Annotated in this window: 24 protein-coding genes and 1 pseudogene; 5 read left to right on the top strand and 20 right to left on the bottom strand. The window is 25.9% G+C overall.

The window, feature by feature from the left end; all coding sequences use genetic code 11:
• Positions 1 to 95: 95 nt before the first annotated feature.
• The 4 genes from ACYUDJ_RS15950 to ACYUDJ_RS15965 form a co-directional block, all read right to left on the bottom strand.
• On the bottom strand, positions 96 to 1,172 hold the full coding sequence (locus ACYUDJ_RS15950; RefSeq protein WP_003484274.1) for an ABC transporter permease subunit: 1,077 nt from the start codon (positions 1,170 to 1,172) through the stop codon (positions 96 to 98).
• Complete coding sequence (locus ACYUDJ_RS15955; protein WP_042384504.1) at positions 1,156 to 2,052, bottom strand: ABC transporter ATP-binding protein; 897 nt, start codon at positions 2,050 to 2,052, stop codon at positions 1,156 to 1,158. The genes ACYUDJ_RS15950 and ACYUDJ_RS15955 overlap by 17 nt, the downstream gene beginning before the upstream one ends.
• A 5-nt stretch (positions 2,053 to 2,057) precedes the next feature.
• Complete coding sequence (locus tag ACYUDJ_RS15960) at positions 2,058 to 2,438, bottom strand: GntR family transcriptional regulator (protein ID WP_003361249.1); 381 nt, start codon at positions 2,436 to 2,438, stop codon at positions 2,058 to 2,060.
• A gap of 173 nt (positions 2,439 to 2,611) precedes the next feature.
• On the bottom strand, positions 2,612 to 3,127 hold the full coding sequence (locus tag ACYUDJ_RS15965) for a VanZ family protein (protein WP_003484270.1): 516 nt from the start codon (positions 3,125 to 3,127) through the stop codon (positions 2,612 to 2,614).
• 443 nt (positions 3,128 to 3,570) lie between these two features.
• Between ACYUDJ_RS15965 and hcp the strand changes: the two genes are divergently transcribed.
• Complete coding sequence (hcp, locus tag ACYUDJ_RS15970) at positions 3,571 to 5,283, top strand: hydroxylamine reductase (protein ID WP_042384498.1); 1,713 nt, start codon at positions 3,571 to 3,573, stop codon at positions 5,281 to 5,283.
• Between the two features lie 296 nt (positions 5,284 to 5,579).
• On the opposite strand, the gene ACYUDJ_RS15975 is transcribed toward hcp, so the two are convergent.
• On the bottom strand, positions 5,580 to 7,298 hold the full coding sequence (locus tag ACYUDJ_RS15975) for a methyl-accepting chemotaxis protein (protein WP_003484265.1): 1,719 nt from the start codon (positions 7,296 to 7,298) through the stop codon (positions 5,580 to 5,582).
• Positions 7,299 to 7,555: 257 nt separating this feature from the next.
• Here ACYUDJ_RS15975 and ACYUDJ_RS15980 point away from each other — a divergent pair, with 257 nt between their 5' ends.
• Entirely contained in the window at positions 7,556 to 8,146 is a 591-nt protein-coding gene (locus ACYUDJ_RS15980; protein WP_042384493.1) for a hypothetical protein, read from the top strand.
• A gap of 358 nt (positions 8,147 to 8,504) precedes the next feature.
• Here ACYUDJ_RS15980 and ACYUDJ_RS15985 read toward each other — a convergent pair.
• The 4 genes and pseudogenes from ACYUDJ_RS15985 to ACYUDJ_RS16000 all read right to left on the bottom strand — a co-directional run.
• Positions 8,505 to 8,657: pseudogene (locus ACYUDJ_RS15985) on the bottom strand (methyl-accepting chemotaxis protein); the annotation flags it as partial.
• Between the two features lie 296 nt (positions 8,658 to 8,953).
• Complete coding sequence (locus ACYUDJ_RS15990; RefSeq protein WP_003484259.1) at positions 8,954 to 9,175, bottom strand: methyl-accepting chemotaxis protein; 222 nt, start codon at positions 9,173 to 9,175, stop codon at positions 8,954 to 8,956.
• Between the two features lie 60 nt (positions 9,176 to 9,235).
• Positions 9,236 to 9,391 carry a hypothetical protein gene (locus ACYUDJ_RS15995; protein WP_003484257.1) on the bottom strand — a complete coding sequence of 52 codons (156 nt, stop codon included), beginning with the start codon at positions 9,389 to 9,391 and terminating at the stop codon, positions 9,236 to 9,238.
• Positions 9,378 to 9,518, bottom strand: coding sequence for an MCP four helix bundle domain-containing protein (locus ACYUDJ_RS16000; RefSeq protein WP_242651466.1), 141 nt, complete (start codon positions 9,516 to 9,518; stop codon positions 9,378 to 9,380). Before ACYUDJ_RS16000 ends, ACYUDJ_RS15995 begins: the two co-directional genes overlap by 14 nt.
• Positions 9,519 to 9,847: 329 nt before the next feature.
• Here ACYUDJ_RS16000 and ACYUDJ_RS16005 point away from each other — a divergent pair, with 329 nt between their 5' ends.
• The gene (locus ACYUDJ_RS16005) at positions 9,848 to 11,080 is read left to right on the top strand and encodes an aminopeptidase (protein WP_003484252.1); all 1,233 of its coding nucleotides are present in this window, start codon (positions 9,848 to 9,850) and stop codon (positions 11,078 to 11,080) included.
• A gap of 379 nt (positions 11,081 to 11,459) precedes the next feature.
• Here the strand turns inward: ACYUDJ_RS16005 and ACYUDJ_RS16010 are convergent, their stop codons facing one another.
• The 9 genes from ACYUDJ_RS16010 to ACYUDJ_RS16050 all read right to left on the bottom strand — a co-directional run bounded on the left by ACYUDJ_RS16010 (position 11,460) and on the right by ACYUDJ_RS16050 (position 20,673).
• Positions 11,460 to 12,605 (bottom strand): Ger(x)C family spore germination C-terminal domain-containing protein, encoded by a 1,146-nt coding sequence (locus tag ACYUDJ_RS16010; protein WP_052303000.1) that lies wholly within the window; start codon positions 12,603 to 12,605, stop codon positions 11,460 to 11,462.
• A complete protein-coding gene (locus ACYUDJ_RS16015) occupies positions 12,559 to 13,692 on the bottom strand; it encodes an endospore germination permease (protein WP_042384490.1) in 1,134 nt (377 codons plus the stop codon). Before ACYUDJ_RS16015 ends, ACYUDJ_RS16010 begins: the two co-directional genes overlap by 47 nt.
• On the bottom strand, positions 13,682 to 15,169 hold the full coding sequence (locus tag ACYUDJ_RS16020) for a spore germination protein (RefSeq protein ID WP_003484246.1): 1,488 nt from the start codon (positions 15,167 to 15,169) through the stop codon (positions 13,682 to 13,684). Before ACYUDJ_RS16020 ends, ACYUDJ_RS16015 begins: the two co-directional genes overlap by 11 nt.
• A gap of 268 nt (positions 15,170 to 15,437) precedes the next feature.
• Entirely contained in the window at positions 15,438 to 15,647 is a 210-nt protein-coding gene (locus ACYUDJ_RS16025) for a hypothetical protein (RefSeq protein WP_003484243.1), read from the bottom strand.
• A 260-nt stretch (positions 15,648 to 15,907) separates the two neighbouring features.
• Positions 15,908 to 16,486 carry a pyridoxal 5'-phosphate synthase glutaminase subunit PdxT gene (gene pdxT, locus ACYUDJ_RS16030; protein WP_172953399.1) on the bottom strand — a complete coding sequence of 193 codons (579 nt, stop codon included), beginning with the start codon at positions 16,484 to 16,486 and terminating at the stop codon, positions 15,908 to 15,910.
• A gap of 4 nt (positions 16,487 to 16,490) precedes the next feature.
• Positions 16,491 to 17,363 carry a pyridoxal 5'-phosphate synthase lyase subunit PdxS gene (gene pdxS / locus ACYUDJ_RS16035; protein WP_003484240.1) on the bottom strand — a complete coding sequence of 291 codons (873 nt, stop codon included), beginning with the start codon at positions 17,361 to 17,363 and terminating at the stop codon, positions 16,491 to 16,493.
• Positions 17,364 to 17,720: 357 nt separating this feature from the next.
• Positions 17,721 to 18,452 (bottom strand): polysaccharide deacetylase family protein, encoded by a 732-nt coding sequence (locus ACYUDJ_RS16040; protein ID WP_003484238.1) that lies wholly within the window; start codon positions 18,450 to 18,452, stop codon positions 17,721 to 17,723.
• Positions 18,453 to 18,854: 402 nt separating this feature from the next.
• On the bottom strand, positions 18,855 to 20,429 hold the full coding sequence (locus tag ACYUDJ_RS16045; RefSeq protein WP_003484237.1) for a DEAD/DEAH box helicase: 1,575 nt from the start codon (positions 20,427 to 20,429) through the stop codon (positions 18,855 to 18,857).
• 76 nt (positions 20,430 to 20,505) lie between these two features.
• Positions 20,506 to 20,673 (bottom strand): zinc-ribbon domain-containing protein, encoded by a 168-nt coding sequence (locus ACYUDJ_RS16050; RefSeq protein WP_003359149.1) that lies wholly within the window; start codon positions 20,671 to 20,673, stop codon positions 20,506 to 20,508.
• A gap of 448 nt (positions 20,674 to 21,121) precedes the next feature.
• Between ACYUDJ_RS16050 and ACYUDJ_RS16055 the strand changes: the two genes are divergently transcribed.
• Positions 21,122 to 21,493: a hypothetical protein gene (locus tag ACYUDJ_RS16055; protein ID WP_003484235.1), complete on the top strand. Its 372-nt coding sequence runs from the start codon at positions 21,122 to 21,124 to the stop codon at positions 21,491 to 21,493.
• Positions 21,494 to 21,670: 177 nt separating this feature from the next.
• On the opposite strand, the gene ACYUDJ_RS16060 is transcribed toward ACYUDJ_RS16055, so the two are convergent.
• Entirely contained in the window at positions 21,671 to 23,365 is a 1,695-nt protein-coding gene (locus tag ACYUDJ_RS16060; RefSeq protein ID WP_042384486.1) for a methyl-accepting chemotaxis protein, read from the bottom strand.
• 196 nt (positions 23,366 to 23,561) lie between these two features.
• Positions 23,562 to 23,972: a universal stress protein gene (locus ACYUDJ_RS16065; RefSeq protein ID WP_003484232.1), complete on the bottom strand. Its 411-nt coding sequence runs from the start codon at positions 23,970 to 23,972 to the stop codon at positions 23,562 to 23,564.
• A 772-nt stretch (positions 23,973 to 24,744) separates the two neighbouring features.
• Here ACYUDJ_RS16065 and ACYUDJ_RS16070 point away from each other — a divergent pair.
• Positions 24,745 to 25,386 carry a 4Fe-4S binding protein gene (locus ACYUDJ_RS16070; RefSeq protein WP_003484230.1) on the top strand — a complete coding sequence of 214 codons (642 nt, stop codon included), beginning with the start codon at positions 24,745 to 24,747 and terminating at the stop codon, positions 25,384 to 25,386.
• Positions 25,387 to 25,399: the final 13 nt, after the last annotated feature.

Consider the following 25,399-nt stretch of genomic DNA (forward strand, 5'->3'; position numbering starts at 1 on the left):
ATAATATTTAATTTAAATACTATCATGTATATTTCTTTATAATTTATATTTGAAATTTATTATTTAAGGAAAATGCATAGCACTTTCCTTAAACTCTATTTACTGCAAAATTTTATAACCAATTTTGATATGAAATATCCTATAATTGTACCTATTAATAAGGTTATATATATTAGTGGCATATTAGTAACTGGTTCTGGTCCTTTTGGATATCCAAACATTTGTGAAAAAATCATTCCTACACATATGCCTACCCCTAATTTAAATGCTGTTTCAACAGGTTTAAATATAATTAATTGATTTATTCTTTCTAATTTGACCTTGTTATATATAATTACTGCTAAAATAGAGAAAATAACTATTAAAACTATAAGTACCATTATTTTAATATCAAAATTTTCATATATAAATTTATAGGTATTTCTTATCTCTTCTCCATTTGGCGCTTTTTCAATTCTTTCCAATCCTTTAGTATCTACTATTCCATATATATATAAATTCCTAACAAATTTCTCTAATGCCATCAGCCTAGGACTTTCATACTGTAAGTTTTGACTTAATCTTATTAAATCTACTACATATCCTACTACTATATATGGTACGTATAAAGTTATTGGTGCAACTATAGTTGCTGCAAAATATTGTCCTACTAAACTTTGCATAAACGTCAAAAATATAAAGAAAAATAAACAAAACAATAAATTTATAGAATAAAACTTAGGTATATCTAAATAAGAAGTTCCTATATGGGGTTTATTGTTAAAATAAAGAACCGTCATTATTGTAAAATTAATGAAAAATGGTATAGCTACAGTTAATATACCCACTTTAATCTTAGATAATATAATATCCTTTCTTGTAAAAGGCATAGAATGTAATAAATCGCATGTGGAACTCTGTTTTTCTCCTTTAAATAATAGTATGGAAAATAACGCTATTACTCCTAATATAAGTATCAGTTTCCCGCTATTCCAACCTAATAAACATTGATTAAACCACATTTTATCCAATACAAAATCTTTATCTATAAGCATGCTATATTTTTGATAGCTGATTTGTTCAAGCACATTATTAGGCTTATCCCAAAATAAAATTAAAGTCATAAGTAGACAAATCCATTTACTATTTTTCCATTCTTTATAAAACAAAGGATTTCTAAATAAGCTTTTCATTCTCTTTTTCTCCTTCCATGGAGTATATAAACATATCTTCTAAACTCAAATCTATTTCTTCTACAAACTCCGCTCCTGATTTTATTAATTTTTCTTGCAGTTCGTTTGAATAATTATTTGTTATTAAATAATTTATTCTCCCTACATTTTCTACTGTCATTATTTCATCCCAGGCTTTTATTTCCTCTATTTTATTTTCATCTTTAAATAAAACTTGAAGTTTCTTTATATATTTCTTCATATCCTCTATATTATTTGTGTATTTTATTTGTCCGTTTTCTATAATAGCTACAGAATCACATATTCTTTCTAAATCATCTAAATGATGACTTGCTATAAATATAGTAGTATTTCTTTCTGAAACCTCTTCTAATAATATGTTAATTAATTTTCTTTTTATTATAGGATCTAATCCGGAAGTAGGTTCATCCAATATTAATATTTCTGGATATATACTCAAATTTAACATTAAAGAAACTCTCATTTTCATCCCTTTTGAAAGTTCTCTTATTCTCTTGTTTTCTGGTATTTTAAATATCTTATTAAGCTCTTTAAAACGTTCATAAGAAAAAGTGCTATAGGTTAAAGTATAGAATTTTACAAGTTCCTTTACTTTAAAAGATGAATAATATTGAATTTCTGATGCTACATAACCTATTTTGCCTTTTACTAAAGTATTTTCAAAAACAGGTTTTCCATCTACCTTTATTTCTCCTTCATCCTGTTTATATATTCCTAGCATGCATTTTATAAGGGTAGTTTTACCCGCTCCATTTTCTCCTATAACTCCAAATATACTTCCTTTTTCTATATCTAAGTTAATGTTATTTAAAGCTTTTTTATCTCCTAACATTTTTGATACATTACTTATACTTATCAACTTAATCACCTCTTTCCATCTAAATCTTCATAAATTTCTTCTATTAACTTTAAAAATTCCTTTTTATCTATTCCCATATATTGTGCCTCTATCAAAAGTTGCTTTAATTCTTTTCTTAAAAAACTCATTTTTTCTTCATCCTCCCTAGGATTAAAATCTGATATATAAGTTCCCTTTCCCCTTAAAACCTCTATGATTTTTTCTCTTTCTAATTCTTTATAAGCTTTACTAACTGTATTGGGATTTGTAGTTATCATTACAGCTAGTTCTCTTACAGAAGGCAATTTATCTCCAGGTTTCAATATTCCTCTTATAACATTTTCTTTTATACCGTCTATTATTTGCTCATATATGGGTTTGCTACTTCTGCTATCTATATTTATCATTTCTTCACCACCTTACTTTATTGTTATTACTAATACATTTATTTTTTAATCTATGTTTTAAACTATTAATAATATTTAAAATTAAAATATAAATTACATTTGTCTTTTCTTCTATGCTATATTATCTAACATTAAAATCACTCTATAAATTTACTATAGATTATGTTTATAATCTAATTGTATATAAATAGCGCTATTAATATAATTGCAACTGGTATCATAATTACAATACTACAAATAGTAATGAAATTTTTTACTTTCTTATCCTCTTTGAAAACTCTCTCAATTACCATATATATACCTATACCAATAATTCCTCCAATAGTATTAGTAATAACATCTGTTATATCACTGGCACCTATGCCAAATATATACTGACTAGCTTCAAAGATTAAACTTATTGCAAAAATTTTATAAATTCTCTTATATATAGCGTTGTTTTTATTGATTATATTCATATAAATTCCTAATGGAATAAATAAAATTATATTGCCCCAAATATCTAAACTGTTATAATTTCCATTAAAGATATCATAAAAAGGAATCAAATTAAGTGTTCTAGAAAAATATCTATTAGTACTAAATACTTCTAATGGCGATACATATTTAAAAGGAATATTCCACAGTAGGAATAAAATATAAAATACAAATCCTATAGTGAATAAAATGTTAATTATTTTTTTCTTCATTCTGAAATCATCCCATTCTTTAAGAATTTAAACAATTATTAATTTTCTCTTATATCTACCATCTGTAAAAAATAAGGTGTGTATAAAGTATTAAGTGTACTACTACAACTAATACACTTATAATATACTAAAACTTTTAACTATTGTCAACAAAATTATTATATATTGCTTTATAAAATTTTTAACCTTTAATTAAAAAGCTCTTACTATTAAACAAACTTCAGCTAACATTCTTCAACTAACATTAAGGACTGCTTCATATTGTTTTTTCAAAATTATATAACAAATAATCTCTAATAAAATTTTTAGAAATTGTTTTACTTGTAACATAGGTTACAGAATTAATCATATTTTTTTTATACAATTAATTCAGAGTTAAGTGATATACTTACTCTACTAAATTAGTAACTAAAAATAATTTTAAATATATGGAGGTATTAATAATGAGTATGTTTTGTTATCAATGTCAAGAAGCTGCTGGTGGCCGTGGTTGCACTGTGAAAGGTGTATGTGGTAAAACTGAGGATATAGCTAAAACTCAAGATTTAATTATATACGTTGTAAAAGGAATAGCAATATATAGTTCTCAAGCTAGAGAAATAGGTCTAAATACTGATGAAGCTGATAAATTTATAGTTGAAAGTCTTTTCTCTACTATAACTAATGCTAACTTTGATGGTAAAGCTCTAAATGCTAGAGTTCAAAAAGGTCTAAAAATAAGACAAGATTTAAAGGATGCTATTATAAAAGCTGGTTGTTCTTATAATTCTAAGGAAAATAAAAGTTGGACTTCTAAATTCTTAAGTGTTTTAGGAATAAAAAATGATAAAGATGAAAAAGAAATTCACGATGCTGCAGTTTGGGCTGCAAATAATCCTGAAGATTTTAAAAAGAAAGCTGAAACAGTAGGAGTATTAGCTACTGAAAATGAAGATATAAGATCTTTAAGAGAACTTTTAACTTACGGATTAAAAGGAATGGCAGCTTATTTAGAACATGCTAACAATTTAGGTTATGATGAAGATAGTATCCATGCCTTTATGGCAAAAGCTTTAGTAGCTACTTTAGATGATACCCTTTCTGCAGATGAATTGACTGCTTTAGTTTTAGAATGTGGAAAATATGGTGTAGATGTTATGGCTCTATTAGATAAAGCTAATACATCAACTTATGGAAATCCTGAAATAACAAAGGTTAATATAGGTGTTAGAAATAATCCTGGTATATTAATAAGTGGACATGACTTAAAGGATATGGAAGAACTTTTAAAACAAACAGAAGGTACTGGAGTAGATGTATATACTCACAGTGAAATGCTTCCTGCAAATTACTATCCTGCATTCAAAAAATATAAACATTTTGTTGGTAACTACGGTAATGCTTGGTGGAAACAAAACGAAGAATTTGAATCCTTCAATGGACCGATTTTAATGACTACAAACTGTATTGTTACACCTAAAGCTTCTTACAAAGATAGAATGTACACTACTGGTGTAACTGGTTTTGAAGGAGTTAAACATATTAATCCTTCAAAAGACGGTAAAAAAGATTTTTCAGAAATAATTGAACATGCGAAAAGATGTGCCTCCCCTAAAGAAATAGAAAAAGGTGAAATTATAGGTGGATTTGCTCATAACCAAGTTTTAGCTTTAGCTCCTCAAGTGGTTGATGCAGTAAAAACTGGAGCCATAAAGAGATTCTTTGTAATGGCAGGTTGTGATGGAAGAATGAAAAGTAGAAATTACTATACAGATTTCGCTAAAGCACTTCCAAAGGATACAGTTATATTAACTGCAGGTTGTGCAAAATATAAATATAATAAACTAGATTTAGGAGATATAAATGGAATACCTAGAGTATTAGATGCAGGTCAATGTAATGATTCTTATTCATTAGCTGTAATAGCTCTTAAATTAAAAGAAGTATTCGAACTTGAAGACATTAACGAATTACCAATTTCCTATAATATAGCATGGTATGAACAAAAAGCTGTAATAGTATTACTTGCATTACTTCACTTAGGTGTTAAAAATATTCACTTAGGACCAACTTTACCAGCCTTCTTATCACCAAATGTGGCTAAAATATTAGTAGAAAACTTTGGTATAGGAACTATATCCTCAGTAGATGAAGATATAAAAATGTTCATGAACTAAATAATTAAATTACGACTTAACAGCCTTTAAATGTTGAAAATTAAAACAAAAAATACTTTTAGTCAATAGATAGCTATAAAAATAAAGTATTCTGATTATTTTTCTAGATATCTATTTTCTCTAAAAGTATTTCTTGTTTTAACACCTTTAAAGGTTGTTATAATAATTTCCTACTGAAAGGAAAACCTACAATAAAAAAATAAATTAGAAGCTCTTATCGAAGTGAGCTGCCTTTCTAACCATATATCCTTTTTTTAACTATGGGCAGTATAATTCCTTTTTAAGTCGTAATTTCTTTATACAGTGAATTTGGATACTAATTCTTGTAAAATCTCTGCCCTATGTTCTGATTCTTCTGATTTTTCCTTTACCTCATTAGCCTTCTCTACTACTATAGAAGATTTATTAGCTATATTAGTAGCGCCCTCTGCACCTTCATTGGCAGCTAGGGCTACAGTATTTATAACTTCCACTATATTTTTTATAGAAGCTAATAGCTCTTCTGAAGTAGCACTTATCCCTTGAGAAACATCATTATAGTAATTAGCATCTTCACTATACATATCCCCAGTTTGAACGAACTTCTCATAATCTTTTATTACTTGTCCATTTATGAATTCTAGTAATTTTTTAGCACTACCAGAAAGATTTCCTACTGAATCTATAACTAAGGCTATTACCTCTTTTATTTGTGAAGCTGTGTTACTAGATTCTTCTGCTAATTTTCTTACCTCATCTGCAACTACTGCAAATCCTTTTCCTGCTTCTCCTGCTCTAGCAGCTTCAATAGCGGCATTTAATGCTAATAAATTTGTTTGATCTGTTATTTCAAGTATAGCTTCAGATAATTCATTTATCTTTTCTACAGATTTAGATTGTTCTATAGCAGAATATAATTCTTTTGCATTATTTTGATACATATGTATAGCATTATTTTTTGAATTTTCTCCACTTACTTTTAACTCTTCTGCTTTCTTACTTATATCTGTAGACCTATTAGCAACTTCCTCTGCTTTTCTTGCTACTCCTTCTATTGCTCTTTCTATCTCAATAGATGTGGCATTTATTTCCTCTGCAGAAGCAGCTGTCTCTTCCATTCCAGCAGATAATTCTTCTGTAGTTGAGGAAACTTCTTCTATATTCATATTTAATTCATTTATTAAACCTACAGCAATCTCACTAAACTCTAGTGATTTTTCAGATTCATTTTTTACACTATTAACCATTCCCCTCATTGATTCTTGCATATTAACAAGAGATTTAGCTAAATAACCTACTTCATCTTTTCTATTAAGTCTTTCTTTAGGAATTTCTGCAGTAAAATCTCCCTCTGAAAAATCATTTAAATATTTCACCATTCTTCCTATAGGATCTACTATAGACCTAGATATAATAGATGCTAATATTATTGCTATTACTATTGCTAATAAAAAAACAGTTAAAAAAATTATTTTTATTTTACCATAATCTTTATCATTATTTGTATTTGTTTCTTCAGCTTCCTTAGAATTTTGTTCTGATAAAGTTCTTAAATCATTATGGAATTGTTCTAAAGATTTACTGGTGCTTATATAAGCTTCATTAGCTTCTTTAAGTTTATTATTATTTATTAATGAAATTATATTAGCTATATTTTTTTCATATTCTGAAAATCCTATTTCTACCTTTTGAAATATACTTTTTTCTTCCTCTTCCATCTCCTGTTTTTTTAAATAGTCCATATTTTCTTTAAATACTTTTTTTCTATTATTAATACTCTTAATTTTTTCATTTAAAACAGATTTATCATTATTTTTAATTATCATATATAATAAATCATTTTCAATGCCTCTAGTTTGATTTCTATTGTCATTAATTAATTTTACAGACATTAACTGATCAGTATACATCTTACTCATTTCTTTGTTACCAGATCTTATATAATAAAATCCTGTAGCAGCTATAATTACTGAAACTAAAATCATTATTAATGTAAGAATTATAATTTTTCCTCTAATTTTTATGTCTTTTAACACTATGTCTCACCTCATTATTTAATTTTTATCCGTTAATTTCACAATTCTAATATACTAAGTGTCCTTCATCTAAAATTGAAGCAAAGTAAAAAATCACTCTAAATTAAGTTTAGCTTTACACATTTAATTTATAAATCCCCTCTAAATTTAAAATATATTCCTAATATTTATGAAATATTTTCCTAATGATAATAAATTATTAATAACCATATAATATTATAAATTAGATAATGCAAAATGAAAGGTTAGGTGATATTTTGAACATTAATTATAAAATAAAAACATTAACTTATAATCTATGTAAATATATTATAAGAATTCTTATTTTTATTAATGTAATAAATAATTTTACAAAAAAAGATTACTATTTTACACTAATTGGAGTTGCTGCTTTTGTATTAACTTTTATACCTTCTTTAATTTTTAAAATAATGAAAATTAAACCTGATAAAAGCTTATACTTGTCTATTATATTTTTTATATTCATTTCTCTTTACTTAGGCACCCTAAATAATTTTTATAGATATGAATGGTGGGATACTATGCTTCATGTTGTATCTGGTATAATAATAGGATTTTTTGCTATTATTATATTAAAAAAGCATAATCCTCACAACTCCATGAACAGTTATAATCCAATTTTTGTATTTATTTTTGTCTTATCCTTTGCAGCCTTATGTGGTGTTATATGGGAAATTTACGAATTTACCATTGACACTTTATTTAATTTAGATATGCAAGGAGTAGAATGTTGTGGTGTTACGGATACCATGGTAGATTTAATAGCAGATCTTGTAGGATCTATAATTTCTTATATTTTTTATTGTTTTACTTATAAAAAACAATAAAAAATTTATTACTAATATTATCGTCTTAAGACTTATTATAATTTAGGTAAATTTATATCTTTTTCATAATAATATAATTATTAGATTTAAAAATTAATTTAATATAAAACACTATGCAAGTTTTATCAAATAAAAAAATTGTATAGTGTTTTACTTTATTTATAAGATTTTTATATTGAATATTTTTATTTAAAGTTTGCTTAACAAAACTTATATTTTAAATTTATTAACTAGCTCCATTAAAAGCTCAGCTCTTTCTTTAGATTGCTCTGACTTTTCTTTAATTTACATTCATAAAATCTAATAGCTGTTATGAATTATTAGCAAGTTCTTTTACAGAACTTACTACAGTTTCTGTTATTTTTTGTATTTGTCCCGCTGTATTACTGGATTCTTCTGCTAATTTCCTTACTTCTTCTGCTACTACGGCAAAACCTTTTCCAGCTTCCCCTGCTCTTGCTGCTTCAATAGCTGCATTTAGTGCTAATAAATTTGTTTGATCTGTTATATCAAGTATAGTTTCTAATAACTTATTTATTTCATCCACAAATTTAGTATCTTCTATGGCCTTTGATAATTTTCCTTTATTCATTTCATATACATTCAAAGTATTTTTTCTTCAATTTTCAACCCCAATTTTAAGATCTTTAGCTCTTTTATTTATAGTAATAGATCTATCTGATACTTCCTTTGCCTGTTCTGGAACAGATTCTATAACTCTCTTTCTATTTGATTTGATGTAGAATTCATTTCTTCTGACGAAGCTTCAGTTTCTTCTACTTCAGCGGACAACTGCTCTGTGGTGGATCATACTTCTTCAATATTCTTATTTAATTCATTAAATAAAATTGATATATCAGCATTAAACTCCATAGATTTTTCAACTTCATCCTTTACTTTAAATATCATTTCTTTTATATTGCTATGCATTTTTTTAAGTGAGATAAAAACTATACCAATTTCATCACTTCTATCTAAATATTCATCTGTTATATCCTCAGTAAAGTCCCCTTCAGATAGTAAATTCAAATTATCAGTTTTATTTCCTGCTCATCCAATTTAGTAGATTGTAATGTTTTAAAATTATCATTAAACTTTTTTTTCCCTTACTTTTATATCTTCTATTCTTTTACTTTGCTCTTCTTTGTTATTTTGGTTAAGCATTATGTATAATATGTCCGCTTCTAAAGCCCTAGATTGATTCCTATTATCATTAAGAACTTTACAGATATTAAGTTTTTTCATATAAAGAATTTATATCCCTATTATTCTTCCATATATTAAATACACCTAAAACTCCAACAATTAATATGGACATTAACATTATTATTGTTAATATTAACATTTTTCCTTTAATTTTTACTTTATCCAACATATTGTCCCCCTATTAATTATATTATTGATAAATTTTGTATAAATATCATATATTATACATTATTTTTCACTTAATGTTATATTTTTGTTAAATATTTTCACTTAATTTCATTATTTATAATATTTTTCCATTCTATTTCACCTGTTTACAAAGGTTTTATATGTTTTTTATATAATGTAATTATACTTATAATTCAACTTATATATTATAGATATATATTCCTAATTAATTTACAAATATTATTGACTTATATGTTTATTGGTATAAACTAATAATAAAAGAAATATGTGCTAAGCCAAAGCACATATTGTAAGGAGAGTGTTTTTATGAATGATTTTAAAAAGCTTTTAGAGAAATATGCTGATATAGCCATTAAGATAGGTATAAATATAGAACCTAACCAAACACTTGTTATAAATTCACCTATAGAGTGCGCAGAGTTTGTAAGAATTATAGCTAATAAAGCTTATGATGCTGGTGCAAAAAATGTACACGTAAAATGGAATGATGAGGAACTATCCCTTATAAAATATATGAAAGCTCCCTTTGAAACTTTCGAAGAATTTCCAACTTGGGAAGTAGAGGAATTAGAAAGCTTGGCAAAAGAAAATGCAGCTTTTCTATCTATATCTGCTTCAAATCCTGAATTGTTAAAAAATGTTGATCCTCAAAAAATTGCTACTGCTAATAAAACTAGAGGTAAAGCATTAAAAAAATACTATGAATATATAATGAATAGTTTTGTATCTTGGTGCGTTTTATCTGTTCCTACAAAAGCTTGGGCAAAAAAAGTATTCCCAGACTTAAAAGAAGATATGGCTGTAGAAAAGCTTTGGGAAAACATATTCAATATAGTTAGAATAGATAAAGAAGATCCCGTTAAAGCTTGGGAAGAACATTTAAATAATTTAGCTGATAAAGTTAATTTTTTAAATGATCAAAAATTAACTAAACTGCATTATAAGTCAAAAGATACAGATCTAACTATAGAATTACCTAAAGGACATATATGGTGCGGTGGAGGAGAATATAATAAAAATAAAAGATATTTTGTTGCTAATATGCCTACGGAAGAAGTTTTTACTCTCCCTTTAAAAACTGGTGTAAATGGTATAGTAAAAAGCACAAAACCTTTAAATTATAGTGGAAATCTCATAAATAATTTCATTCTAAAATTTAAAAATGGAAAAATAATAGATTTTTCCGCTGAGGAAGGTTATGAAACTTTAAAAAAATTGATAGAAACAGATGAGGGTTCCTGCTATTTAGGTGAAGTGGCTCTGGTACCTTTTCATTCTCCTATTTCAGATTCAAATATAATTTTTTATAATACACTATTTGATGAGAATGCGTCTTGCCATTTAGCCCTTGGAGAAGCTTATCCTACTTGTATTGAAAATGGTGATAATATGACAAAAGAAGAATTAGAAAAGGCTGGAGCTAACAATTCTTTAACCCACGTAGATTTTATGATAGGATCTTCTGATTTAGATATTATAGGTGAAAATAAAAAGGGCGAAGAAATTGAAATTTTCAAAAAAGGTGATTGGGCATTTTAAATAAAAAATATTATGTTCTATAAAATAACTCTATATAAGATTTATTAAGATACAAACCTTATCCTATAACTAACAATTTTAAAACCCTCTTTTATGCTAGATAAATAAAAATTGTTAGTCTCTAAAGTGATTCAAATAAAATTTATCTTGAATAAAAACTTAATCTAAATTAGGTTTCACCTTATTTTCAAATGAAAAAGATATGAATTTGTAATATTATATCCCAGATTCATATCTTTTCCGTTTTTAATTATTAAATGTTTTATAACAATTTAATTATATTTAATTGAAAGTTTATTTTTTTTAATTAACCTTTTTATTAAATATATTAATTTAAACTAACTAAATAATATTTAGCTTTATCATTGAAACTAATTAATTAGAAAGTTCCTCTAACCCCACGAATTAGTCTCATATTTATGTCTAATTCTATTTCTGAATTACTTACCACATCATCCCAATTTACTCCAGTGTTTCTACCATATTTAGCCGCTGCCACACTACCTAGGTTTAAAACATCTACCTTGTATTCATTTTGCATTTTATTAATAAATTTATAAGACTCTTTATATATTTTTTGTTCAAATTTTTTTACTACAACGTCTTTTCCTTCTTGATTGCATAATTCATCCTTACAAGACTTACAGTTAATCATATCTCCTTTTATATCTAGTTTTATTACAAATCTATATTTACCCTTTTCTTTATAACATTCTACCTTTCTTTTTATATAACAGTCCATTTCTGCAAAGTTTTTATAATTTTTTTCAATACTAATAATTCCTTTAGTTTTGTCTTCTCTTAGCCTATTTAGCACTTGCATTTCATTTACATCTATTTTTCTTTCCATTTTATCTCCCTTAAAAAGTGCCATTCCTGTGATTTCTATCCCATCCTTTGTTGCTTCTATATAAGGAAGGACTAAACTTTTTCCCTCTGTTTTCATATGGTAATAATTTGCATTAGTAGTATAGGCTTTCACAGGAAAAAAATTATATTGTGGTGAATTTTGAATCAATCCATATATGTAATCTGCAGAATTAGGATATCCCTGTATTTTATAATTTAACATATCTTTTGGGTTTCCAGCACAAACTAATGAAATTGCCTGCGAATTAGCTAAAGGATTAAAAAACAAAAGATTAGTAATTTCATTTATTCCATCATAAGCAGATTTTTCGCTAATTAAATAAACTTTTTCATTACCCAATAAGAATTTTCTATTAGATTTTCTTTGTCTATATTGGCGAGTTTTTAAGAGAGTTTCTCCTTTTCCTTCGTGTACAGTACTTGTAGTAGTACCATTTGAATTAAAAATATATGTACTTATAGGTATTTTATAATATCTTATATCATCTATTTTGGTTTGAAAATCATAACCTATTCCAGCGGGTATGTCTAATTCCTCTGCATATTTTATATTGGGATTATAATAATATATATTTAAAGTAATTATTATAATAATTATTATATTAATTCTATTCTTCTCTAAACTTTTCATTAGTTTTTGTACTAGTTGTTTCATTTTTTCCTCCATTCTTTATAAGGGTTATAATAGTTATGATAGTTATAAAAATTAAATTGAATACTAAATAAAATATACTAACACCTTCATTAATTTTTTTAAGGAATATAAAACTATCTAACCTACTAACAATTATAGTAGCAAACAAAAATACTATCATATACAAAATGGTGGAATTTATTTTTTTAAATATACTAGAAAGTGAATAATAAAAAAAATAATTCTGATTAGCTATAGTTTTAAAAATTATACTGCTCCATAAAAACATAAATACAAATTTAAAATTACTTATGCCTGGTATAGAAATTGTTTCTGCAATAGATAACGTAGGCCAATATAAATTTTTTGCTACATCTGCTCCTAAATAATATATAGATACAAAACTTAACCATATATACAAAAAAACTATAATTGCAGTGGCTTCTAAAAATGAGCTCTTTATCTTAGTTTTATCCTTCATTAAGGGAACTATTAAAAAAATAATCTCTATGCCTACAAAAGAATATATAGGTTCTATACTAGCTTTTAAAATAGTGGAAATAGGAGTACCCAATATAGGTTTAATATTTAATATATTTCCTTGTTTTAATGCCAATACAGTTAATAATATTAGTGGAATGGATGCATAAAAAATAACCTCATTTATTCTTCCTAAGGCTCTTATTCCCTTAGAAGCAGTGTATACTGAAATTAATAGTATTGGAATTGCTAATTTATATTGCTCTAAAAATAAAATTAAATAAACTCTTAACATATTGCTTATATTAGCAGCAGTAATGATTATATAAGCTAAAAATTGAATAGTGAATATAAGTCCTAGCAAGTTTCCAAAAAACTTTCCAAAATATGCTTTACTTATTTCTATTATATTAGTATTTTTGTAAGAATTATCTTTAAATATTATAAGGGCACAAAACACCATATAAAAGGGATATAAGCTTCCTATAATTACTCCGATCCAACCATCATTGTGAGCTACCTTAGTTAAATTAGCTGGAAGAGATAATATTCCTATCCCTATCATAGATCCCGCTATCATAACCATAGTTTGACTCGTAGTTAAAACATCATTTCTATTATTTTCCATTATCATTTCCCCTAAATTTTTTTCTAAAATCCTTTTGCCGTACAGGATTTTTATTTGGTATAGCCTTTGGTCTTTTATTCATTTTCCATAAAGGAGCTCTCATAAATGTATCCTTCATATCAGATTTCTTAAACTGAAGATATGGAACCCCCATACTATCTAAAGAACATAATTCAACCAATATAAAAAACCACCCTATGGAAACTCCTATTATTCCTAAGGCATTAGTAAGAAACAATATAGGAAATTTTAATATCCTAATGGCCAACGACATTTCAAAATTTGGAATAAGAAAGGTAGCCACCGTAGAAATACCTACCATTAAAAGGGTGGTAGAACTTACAAAATGAGATTTTATAGCCGCATCTCCAATTATAATACCACCAACTACGCTTAAAGTTTGCCCTATCTTTGAAGGTAATCTTAATCCTCCTTCTCTTAAAAATTCTATTATAAGTTCCATTGAAACTATCTCCATTACTGGACTGAAAGCAATCCCAACCCTAGATTGAACAATAGGTTGCAACAATTTATCTGGCAGTAATTCCACATTGAATTTTACGAGAGTTAAATATATAGAGGTTAAACTTAATACTAAAACTACAGCTATTACTCTAAAAAATCTTATAACTGTGGATAACATGAATTTTTGGTTATAATCTTCTACAGTTTGAAAAAATTCTATAAAAATAGCTGGTAAAGTTATCCCTTGCTGAGATCCTTCCATTAATATGCCTATTTTCCCCTCCATGATATTAACTGCCATTACATCTGGTCTTTCTGTAGTAAAAGACTGGGGAAATACAGTATAGGAATTATTTTCTATATATTCCTCTATATACCCTGCGTTTTTTATATGATCTACTTTTATTAAATTTACTCTTTCCATTATCTTATTTACTAATTTCTCATCTGCTATATCCTCTATATATATAATTGCTACTTCTGTTTGTGATCTTTCTCCAACTATAAACCTTTCAATTCTTAAATTTTTGTCTTTTATTCTTCTATTAATTACAGATAAATTACTTTCTATACTTTCTGTAAAAGCCTCCTTAGGCCCTCTTATAGAAGTCTCTATTTCTGGTGGAAGTATAGGTTTATAATCTTTTTTAACAGTGTTAATAATTATAGTATTTTCACTATTAGGAACAAAGACTGCTGTAGATCCCTTCTTTATAAGATCTGTTATTTCTTCATTATCTGTTTTTAAAATAGTATCATCTACACATATATATTTTTCCATTAAAATTTCTGTAATATTTTCTTTACCTGTAAAACTTTCCTCCACATGAAGCATTAATGGTTTTAATATGTAATCACTTATTATATTTCTATCTATTAAATCCTTATCATAAACTAATGCTATTTTTATATTGTTTCCTTTACCTAAATTTATTTTTTTTACATTAAATTTATCCGGAGCATTAAGTTTATCTAAAATAGGTTTTATTTTATCATCTAATTTATCTCTCATTTTTTATCCTTTCTTATATGATTTGTATATACTTATCATATATTATGTGCAGAATCACCAAATTTAATTATATTATTCATAAAATACCTATTTATTTAAATAATTATTTAAATAAATTTCTACTAAAAAACACTATGAAAATTTATTTAAATAATAAATTTTCATAGTGCTTTTATACTTTATAAATTCTAGTAAACTTAATGTAAAGCATTCTACCATATCTAGAATTAGAAATCCTTTAATATTTTTCTTTTAACATGTTCTTTTATTATATAGCTTGTTTACCTAAAAAATATATAGAGTTATTATTTAACCAGTATTTCCCTGAGCCTTCCATTTCACAAATTAAATTATCTTTAATATAAAATTCGCAAAGCATATTATTTAAATTATAAATATAAATATCTTCTATAAAATACATTCTATCCCCGTATTCATTATAAACGTATCCATTTTGTATAAATCCCCTGTCTAGCATAATGCACACCCTCCATTTGAATAAAATTCCAAATCATATTTATATTATACATCTTTTGGTAATTTTTTTCAATTATTTATAATTAATTATGCATTCTATAATAATTTTATTGAAATTGCTATGGAATTTTCCAAGTAAGAAACTCTTTTTAAGTTGCATATTTGATGTACACACTTAAAAAGAGTTTTTTATATTTAAATAAGTTTATTTTATATAATTATATTTATTTAAAATACATACTAATAAGTATAAAAAATACTTTATTTATTTTTTATAAATTTATCTATAAAATATTTATGAAATCTTGTATCCTCTGTAAGTTCTGGATGAAAAGATGTTACTAAAACATTTTTCTCTTTCGCCGCAACTATATTCTTTCTTACCCTTTTTAATATAGTTACATTAGAACCAACGGTTGTTATATAAGGTGCTCTTATAAACACCAATTCTACAGGTTCTTTATCTATATCTTCTAACATTTCTTCTATAGAAAAACTATTTAATTGACTACCATAGGCATTTCTCTTCACTTTTATATCAATAACTTTAAAGTATGACTCTTTTTGTCCTTGTATATCTTTTGCTAATAATATCATACCTGCACAGGTTCCCCAAACTGGCAAGCCCTTTTCTATTTTTTCTTTTAACGTATCATATATATTAAAATCTTTTAAAAGCTTACCTAATGTTGTACTTTCTCCCCCTGGTAATATTATTCCTTGAATATCATCTAAATCCTCTTTATACTTCACTCTAACAGGCTCTACATTCTCTATTTTTTCTAATATTTTCATATGTTCCGCCACAGAGCCCTGTAAGTCTAACACCCCTACTTTTATCATTTTACCAGCCTCTTTCAGCAAATTCTGTTTCTAGCTTACTAATTTCTAAACCTGACATTGCTCCTCCTAAGTTCTCTGAAACCTTAGCTAAAACCTCTGGATCTTTAAAATAAGCTGTTGCTTTAACTATAGCTTTTGCTCTTTTTTCTGGATTATCTGATTTAAATATTCCAGAACCTACGAATATTCCATCACACCCTAACTGCATCATTAAAGCTGCATCTGCTGGTGTTGCTATACCACCTGCTGCAAAATTTATTACTGGAAGTTTACCCTTTTCTGCCACATATTCTACTAAATTAAATGGTGCTCCCATTTCTTTAGCTGCAGTCATTAACTCTTCTTTTGGCGTAAGTTGCAGTTTTCTCATTTCTGAGCTTATAGTTCTCATATGTCTTACCGCTTCCACTACATTTCCTGTACCTGCTTCCCCTTTAGTTCTTATCATAGAAGCTCCTTCTCCTATTCTTCTTAAAGCTTCTCCCAAATTTCTTGCGCCACAAACAAAAGGAACTTTAAAATCTTTTTTATTTATATGGAACAAATCATCTGCTGGTGTTAAAACTTCACTTTCATCTATATAATCTACTCCTATAGCTTCTAATATTTGAGCTTCTACAAAATGACCTATTCTAACCTTTGCCATAACCGGTATTGAAACTGCATTTATTATTTCTTTTATCATCTTAGGATCGGAAGTTCTAGCTACTCCCCCTTGTTTTCTAATGTCTGATGGAACCCTTTCTAATGCCATAACAGCTACAGCCCCAGCTTCTTCTGCAATTTTTGCTTGCTCTGGGTTCACAACATCCATTATAACTCCACCCTTAAGCATTTGAGCTAAATTTTTGTTTAATTCATGTCTCTTTTCCATAAATATATCCCCCTTTTATGCATTTTCAAATTAATCAATATCATTATTTCATAAGATTAGCAACACCTCAATTGTATCCATACATTTAAAATAGAGATTATTTTTTTCTACTTAGTGCTAAAACTATTCTTACGATTTCCCTTATGGATCTTTCACTACTAGATTCAAAATAGAATTTCACCTCCAAATTCCTCTCACTACTAGGTGTACATAAAAAATACTTTTAGAAATTATATCAATTTCTAAAAGTATTTTTAAATAATTATTTAGAATCCATAATAAATTTATTTTTAACACCTTGAGTATACATATTAATATTAATTGCAAAAAATAAAACATGGATAAACCTAAACATTTCTATTTTTTATAAGGAAATATGAATTCTGGAGTACTCTTATCAATAATTTTAAATTCATAGCCTTGATTTTTATAAAAATTAATTATATCTGGTAAAGCTCTACAGGTATTTTTATTTAAATGATCACAATGCATGAGTAATATAATTTTAGATAATGGTTTTTTTCTTTTAGTTCCCTCTTTATAAAATTTACTTACAGGTGCCTTAGGATTTATACCATCTGTTAATGCCATATTCCAGTCGTATATTTTAAAACCTTTCTCTTCTAATTCCTGTTTAAATTCTTCATCTAACCTTTTTACACTTCCCCCAGGAAATCTAATTATATTAGTTTTAACTTCTGTGGCCTTATAAATTTCATTTTGGCATTTTAACATTTCATCTATAAAAACTTTGTTATTTTGATAGATAGTCTTATAATTATGACTATATGTGTGTAAACCTAAACTATGCCCTTCTTTAACTATTTTTTTTAGAACATCCTCTCTACCCTCAATATATTTTCCTATTATAAAAAAAGTAGCTTTTACGTCATTTTCTTTCAGCACATCAAGTATATCTTCTGTAGTTTTATCACTAGGACCATCATCGAAAGTTAAATAAATTTCTTTCTTATCACTTATATCTTCTTTCTTATCAGCCTTAACTTTATAGTTAAATGCAATGAATCCACTAAAAATTAAAGTTAAAAATAAGAGTAAATAAATAGATCTTTTAAGTTTAGTATTCATTTAAACATATACCTCCTAAATTTTTGTTATATTAGTTATTTAGGATTACTCTATTTTTTAGTATTAGTATTATTAATTAAATTATTCTCTTTTAATTTTTCATTATAAATAAAAAACTTATATATTATGTAAAATGTTATTTAAACAAACTTAACAATTCTTAATTTATTTTATTCAAAGAGTCTTTAAGAAAATCTCATGTTTGAGCTATAGTGAATTCGGAATTTTTAGGATATTTCAATAAAATGAGTTTAGATTTGTTAGTATAGTAGATTAGGATTTATAGCAATATATGACTTTATTATATCAAAAAATAACAAAAGCTAAGAAACAAATAAAATTCACCTCTTAGCTTCTAAATTCTCTAGTAATTCCCCTTTAAACAACTAAAATTAAAATAATTTATTTTTTACTTTTAGCTATCTCGATATTAACTTTTCTTCTATTTAATTTTTTACCTGAGCATTTATTTATTATTTTTTCTGCAGTGTTTGATGATACATCCATAAAAGTAAATTTATCTAATATGTCTATATCTCCAATTTCATGATTTCTTACAGAAGCTTCATCTTGAATAAATGTTAATAAGCTTTTTACATTTATACTATCTTTTCTTCCTACACTTAAGAATAATCTTACTGGCACTTCTGCCTCTAATTTATCATTTGTATAGTCAAAGCTCATTTCTTTACTAAATAACATTTCCATTAAAGCTGCTGACACTTCAGATAAATCAAAGTTTTGTTCTAAAGTTTTTACCATTGGCATAAATTTTTCATATTTGTTTTCTTCTATTTTAGAAGTTATATCATTTAATAAATTATCGTATTTCTTTTCTAATATATCCTCTAAAGTAGGTAATTCTTTTTTGGTGATTTTGCTCTTAATTATTCTTTCTATTTGTCTAATAGAAGATACTTCTCTAGGGGTAACTAAAGAATAGGCTGTTCCTTCTTTATCAGCTCTTCCTGTTCTTCCTATTCTGTGAACATAGGATTCCGCATCTTGAGGTATATCATAATTTATTACATGAGATATATTTTCTACGTCTATACCTCTAGCCGCTACATCTGTTGCAACTAAAAAGTTTAAGGTAGCTTTTTTAAATTTTTTCAAAGTATTTATTCTTTGATTTTGGCTCATGTCTCCATGCATACCTTCTACATTGTATCCCTTTGATTGCATAGCTTCAACTAATTCATCAACGCCTCTTTTTGTTCTACAAAATATTATAGCACTTTCTGGTTCTTCTGAATCTATTATCCTACATATAGCTTCTAGTTTATCCTTATTTTTCACTGCAAAATAATGTTGTGCTATTTTATCTACTGTTAAAGATTTTTTTAATATAGCTATATGCTCTACATCTTTTTTCATGTAGTTTAAAGCTAATTTTTTAATGGGTGCTGGCATTGTAGCTGAAAAAAGCATAGTTTGTTTTTCTTCAGGAGTACTTGCCATTATAGTTTCTATATCTTCTATAAATCCCATATTAAGCATTTCATCTGCTTCGTCTAAAACTAGGAAATCAATACCTCCAAGTTTTAAAGTTCTTCTATTAATATGGTCTAATACTCTTCCCGGAGTCCCAACCACTATATCTACTCCACTTTTAATATCTTTTATTTGTCTTTCTATAGACTCTCCTCCATAAACAGGAAGTACCTTTGTTTTACTATATTTAGATAATCTCTTTAACTCATCCTTTATTTGAAGGGCTAATTCTCTTGTAGGCGTTAATACTAAAGCTTTTACGCCTTTTTTCTTTCCTTCGTCACATAAAGTGCTTATTACAGGAGCTCCAAAAGCTAAAGTTTTGCCTGTTCCTGTTTGAGCTTGAGCTATAACATCTGCTCCTTCTAATACTACTGGAATTGATTTTTCTTGTATTGCAGATGGAGTTTCAAATCCCATATGTTGTATAGCTTTTAGTACATCTTCATTTAAGTTTAAATTTTCAAAGTTTTTATTTTCCATATAATGTTCCTTTCTGGTTGTTAATTAAAAATGGCTGTTGACATATAATCAACAGCCAATAAAAAATCTTTTCTAATTATCTAAAAGATCTGTTGTTGTTTCTAGCTTGTTTTCTAGCTCTTCTACAATCTGGGCATCTTTGTGGTTCGTTTTCGAATCCCTTTTCTTTGTAGAATTCTTGTTCTCCTTCTGTGAAAACAAATTCTTTTCCGCAATCTTTACATGTGATATTCTTATCTGCCATTTGTATATCTCTCCTTTTTTAAGAAAAATTATTTTAATTTAATAAACAAAAATCTATACTTCTTAAAAAAGAAGAACCTAGTTTTTATCTTATTAAATCACCTTCTATAGAATAGCATAAATAAATTTTATATGCAATATATTTTAAAATTATTTATTTTAAAGCTGTTTTTTAAATATGTTTTTTATGGTATAATAATAAACAATTATTATCCATTAGTATATATTCATTTTTTTTAAATTATCTGTATTTTATTTTTTACTTAATTATTAATATTATACACCTATTTCAATAATTTTTAATTCTTAATATTTTGCCCCCTACATAAAAAATTTCTGTTCTAATTGTTATAATTGTATTATAAAAGTATTTATTTTAAAAACATACATAATATAAATATACAATTATATAAATTTTTCAATTTATATATTTTTAAGGAGGTTACATTATGAAAAGAAATAAGAATACTATAGGTAAAATTCTAGGTGCTACAATAGCTGTAGCAAGTTCTGTATTTATAGCTAAAAAACTTAACAACAAACGTAAAAAAAATAATTTTGAAAAAATGGAGTATAATAAAGCTTTTAAAAACAAAATTCATAACATAAAAAATGAAGGGGATAACCTCAAAAATAAAATAAGAGATAAAGGAAAGAATATTAAAGAAAATTTAAAAGATAAATCTGAAAAAACAGAAGGAAAACTAAATATAACTGGCGAAGATATAAATAACATATATGAAGAAGGTAAAAATGAATTCCAAGAAACTCTAAAGGAAACTATGGAAGATTCTAGGGATTTTTATGAGGATTTAAAGTAATGCCCAAAGGATCTTTATGAGGATGTTAAAGAAGATTCTAATGATTTTTATGAAAACATAAAAGAAAAAACTGAAAATAAGTATAAAGAAACTAAATAATTTATTAATTTTAAAATTTAGCTATTAAAAAGCTATATATTTGTAACCCCATATTACAAATACATAGCTTTTTAATTTTTATATTTTAAATTTAGAAATTGAGTTTATTAATTTTTCGGAATTAGACATAGATTCTTCTGACTTACATTTAACATTGTTGCTTTCTTCCAATATATCATTTGCACTTTTAGCTATATTACTTGTACCATCTGCTGCTTCATTAGCGGCTATAGTTACACTATCTATAGATTCTATAACGTTTTTCATAGAGGCTAAGACTTCTTCTGTAGTTGAACTTATATTTTCAGATACAACCTTATAGTATTCTGCATCACTACTATACATTTCACCTATTGTAACTAAATTCTCATAGTCTTTTACTACTTTTCCATCTATAAATGTCAATATCTTATTAGAATTGTTTGCTAAATTTTCTACTGCGCTAACTACAATTTTTGTAATCTCTTGAATTTCATTAGCTGTATTATTAGATTCTTCTGCCAGTTTTCTTATTTCCTCTGCTACTACTGAAAATCCTTTTCCTGCTTCCCCTGCTCTAGCAGCTTCAATAGCAGCATTTAAAGCTAACAGATTAGTTTGTTCTGTTATTTTAAGTATTGCTTCTGACAATACATTAATTTTTTCTACTGATTTTGATTTTTCTATAGCTTCACTTAATTCTTTTTCATTAGTTTTATACAAATTAAAGGCTTCTTTCCTAGAGTTTTCAGCATCTTTTTTTAATTTATTTGCTTTATTGCTTATATCATCAGATTTTTTATAGGTTTCTCCTATTTTATTAGCTATTACTTCTATAGACTTTTCTATTTCATTAGCTGTAGCGTTTATTTCTTCTGCTGAAGCTGCGGTCTCCTCCATTGCCGCGGATATTTCTTCTGTAGTTGATGTAACTTGCTCTACATTTGATGATAATTTGTCTATAAGTATAAATACATCTTCATTAGACTTTATAGAATCTTTTGAATCACTAATTACTTCCTTTAATATATCCTTTATGGCTATTTGCATATATTCTAAATTATTAAACATTTGCCCTAATTCATCTTTTAGTTTTAAATATTTAGCATTTAACTCCTTATTAAAATCTCCCTGAGACATATTTTTAAGATATTCATTAAAGGAATATATATTTTTGACTATGCTATTACCTATAAAATTAAATAATATTATTCCTATAATTAATACAATTAATATAATCAAAAGAATGTAACTTAATATTTTCCAAACTTCTTTTTTAATAGCTTCTTTTTCTACCCCTATAAACCACATACCTATAATTTTAGAATTAGAATCTTTTATAGGTTTATAGTAAGTTAAAACATCCTTGCCAGCTACCTTCGCAGTACCCTGGAACTCCTCACCTTTATCTAAAACCTTTTCTAATACCTCTTTTGAAGCCTTAGTTCCTACAGCTCTTTTTCCATCACTACTAATTACATTTGTAGATACTCTAGTGTCCTTCATAAATATAGTTACTAAGCTTCTTGTTTGTTCTTTTATGTTATCAACCACATAAAAATTATTATTAATTAATTCTTCTCCTTTATAAAGTTTATCTCCTTTTATATTCCATTTACCAGGATACTTTGAATCTAAATAAGAGTATCCTAAATTAGCATTATCTTTTATATTTTTCAAAAAACTTTTATTTGCCATGTTATTAACTGTAATATAAACCGTTGAAAACATAATTATACAAAATAAAAAAAGTATTATTGAAAAAGACAGTACAAGTTTTTTTCTGAGTTTCATATCCCACCTCCTAATTATATATAAATTATTTTCCTAGTAATTTATACATATAATATCGAATTAATTATCATATTTTTAATATATAGGTTTTAATTTAAAATTTTGTTTTAAATTAAAAAACATTATGAAATTAGTTTAAAACTAATTTCATAATGTTTTTATTTTAATAGTTTAAAAAATAAGAGCTTAATTTATTTTAAACAACAATTACTGGCACTTCAGAAGTTTTAACTACTTTGGTAGTCACAGAACCCTTCATTTTTTCTAAGCCTTTTCTATTAGATTTAGCCATAACTATCATATCAAAATTATCTTTTTCTGCTTTTTCTACTATTTTATCCGCTGGTATCCCAAAACATGAATACATTTCATATTCATATCCAATATTTTTAATCTTTTGTTTTGCTTCCTCCATAACCTTTTCACTTTTACTTTTAAGTTTGTTAATTTGTTGTTGAATTAAAAAAATATTATTTACTTGAACTTCTTTAACATTTATTAAAGTAACTTCCACCTGTTTTTTATCAAACATATTTTTTAATAAATTTAAAGAATAATTGCTTCTTTCAGATGAATCCACTGGAACTAAAACTTTTAATTTTTCCATCTTATATACACCTCTTTATATAATAATATTGAAATTTAGATGAAAGCTATTTGTTATATTATTAACAATATCCTTGTTATTATATTAACATACTATAAGTATAATTTCAACATATTATCTAAATAATATTATATTAATTATGTTTAGCATATTATTTAAAACAATTTGCAATAAAATATGATTAAAATAGCAAAAAAGCAATCCTCTTATTCATCATATATATCAACAGTTTACTCTTGTTTAAAAAAACTTATTATTTATTAAAAAGTTATATATCATATGAAATTTTAATATGTTATAGGAAAAGTCTATTGTTTAACTTGTATTATTTATTGTTTATATTTTATATTAAATTATTAAAATTCAACAATATAATCAATAAATTATGTTATTTTTTTATCTATTAATTATCTAAAAATTATACTACTCTCTATTAATCAAAGAAACCTAATCTTAAGTACCAAACCAATTTTAATAATAACTAGAGTTATGTAATTTCCTTACTCACCGAAGCAAAAAGATATCATTTCCTTTAAATAGAGAACCAAACTCTATGATTCTTACACAGAGTTAAAACTTGATGTGAATTCCTTAAAAAGTACTGATTTAATATGAAATGCTACTCAGTTGAAAAATAAAACTAAGTTTAAGCTTATATTTTGTTATATTTAGACTGTTTTTCTAATATATTCTATTGACATAGTTTTTGTAATATATTAAAATCTTTGCATACCCCATATGGGTATATTATTATTTTTTATGAGGTGATTAAATGAAATTTTCTTTTTTTAGTTTTTTGAAAAAATATAGTTATATTATTCTTATATTTTTTATAATAGCAGGTATGTTTAATCCTACAATAGCTTTGACAGCTATTATTTGTATGCTAGGTCCTATTTTCTTAGCCATTTTAGGTAAAGGAAGGTTTTGGTGTGGAAATATATGTCCAAGAGGTAGTTTCTTTGACAATGTTCTAATTAATTTTAGTAGAAAAAATAAGGTTCCTAAATTTCTTAAATCTAAACTTTTCAGAACATCTGTTATTATATTTATGTTTTATATGTTTGGAAGTGGAATATATAAAAACTGGGGAAATGCTGTAGGTATAGGTATGGTTTTTTATAGAATGATTGTAGTTACAACCTTTATAGGTATTATATTAAGTTTTTTCTATAATAATAGAACGTGGTGTAACTTTTGTCCTATGGGAAGTATTGCATCTCTAATATCTTATTTTAAAGAGGATAGAAAAAAATTAACTGTATCTTCAAGTTGTATTTCTTGTAAACTTTGCAAAACAACTTGCCCTATGGGTATAGTTCCTTATGATTATAAAGGAAATCCAATTGAGCATCCTGATTGTATCCAATGTGGAAAATGTATAAATATTTGTCCTAAAAATGCCATAAGATAATGAAATTCAAAAT

It is taken from the genome of Clostridium sp. CTA-6 (genome assembly GCF_054768115.1).

Excerpts from the sequence above, each read along its gene's own strand:
- ACYUDJ_RS15950 (WP_003484274.1), bottom strand. The coding sequence starts at position 1,172 with ATGAAAAGCTTATTTAGAAATCCTTTGTTTTATAAAGAATGGAAAAAT.
- ACYUDJ_RS15960 (WP_003361249.1), bottom strand. The coding sequence starts at position 2,438 with ATGATAAATATAGATAGCAGAAGTAGCAAACCCATATATGAGCAAATA.
- ACYUDJ_RS15965 (WP_003484270.1), bottom strand. The coding sequence starts at position 3,127 with ATGAAGAAAAAAATAATTAACATTTTATTCACTATAGGATTTGTATTT.
- hcp (WP_042384498.1), top strand. The coding sequence starts at position 3,571 with ATGAGTATGTTTTGTTATCAATGTCAAGAAGCTGCTGGTGGCCGTGGT.
- ACYUDJ_RS15995 (WP_003484257.1), bottom strand. The coding sequence starts at position 9,391 with ATGAAAAAACTTAATATCTGTAAAGTTCTTAATGATAATAGGAATCAA.
- ACYUDJ_RS16005 (WP_003484252.1), top strand. The coding sequence starts at position 9,848 with ATGAATGATTTTAAAAAGCTTTTAGAGAAATATGCTGATATAGCCATT.
- ACYUDJ_RS16010 (WP_052303000.1), bottom strand. The coding sequence starts at position 12,605 with ATGAAACAACTAGTACAAAAACTAATGAAAAGTTTAGAGAAGAATAGA.
- ACYUDJ_RS16015 (WP_042384490.1), bottom strand. The coding sequence starts at position 13,692 with ATGGAAAATAATAGAAATGATGTTTTAACTACGAGTCAAACTATGGTT.
- ACYUDJ_RS16020 (WP_003484246.1), bottom strand. The coding sequence starts at position 15,169 with ATGAGAGATAAATTAGATGATAAAATAAAACCTATTTTAGATAAACTT.
- ACYUDJ_RS16025 (WP_003484243.1), bottom strand. The coding sequence starts at position 15,647 with ATGCTAGACAGGGGATTTATACAAAATGGATACGTTTATAATGAATAC.
- pdxS (WP_003484240.1), bottom strand. The coding sequence starts at position 17,363 with ATGGAAAAGAGACATGAATTAAACAAAAATTTAGCTCAAATGCTTAAG.
- ACYUDJ_RS16040 (WP_003484238.1), bottom strand. The coding sequence starts at position 18,452 with ATGAATACTAAACTTAAAAGATCTATTTATTTACTCTTATTTTTAACT.
- ACYUDJ_RS16045 (WP_003484237.1), bottom strand. The coding sequence starts at position 20,429 with ATGGAAAATAAAAACTTTGAAAATTTAAACTTAAATGAAGATGTACTA.
- ACYUDJ_RS16050 (WP_003359149.1), bottom strand. The coding sequence starts at position 20,673 with ATGGCAGATAAGAATATCACATGTAAAGATTGCGGAAAAGAATTTGTT.
- ACYUDJ_RS16055 (WP_003484235.1), top strand. The coding sequence starts at position 21,122 with ATGAAAAGAAATAAGAATACTATAGGTAAAATTCTAGGTGCTACAATA.
- ACYUDJ_RS16060 (WP_042384486.1), bottom strand. The coding sequence starts at position 23,365 with ATGAAACTCAGAAAAAAACTTGTACTGTCTTTTTCAATAATACTTTTT.
- ACYUDJ_RS16065 (WP_003484232.1), bottom strand. The coding sequence starts at position 23,972 with ATGGAAAAATTAAAAGTTTTAGTTCCAGTGGATTCATCTGAAAGAAGC.
- ACYUDJ_RS16070 (WP_003484230.1), top strand. The coding sequence starts at position 24,745 with ATGAAATTTTCTTTTTTTAGTTTTTTGAAAAAATATAGTTATATTATT.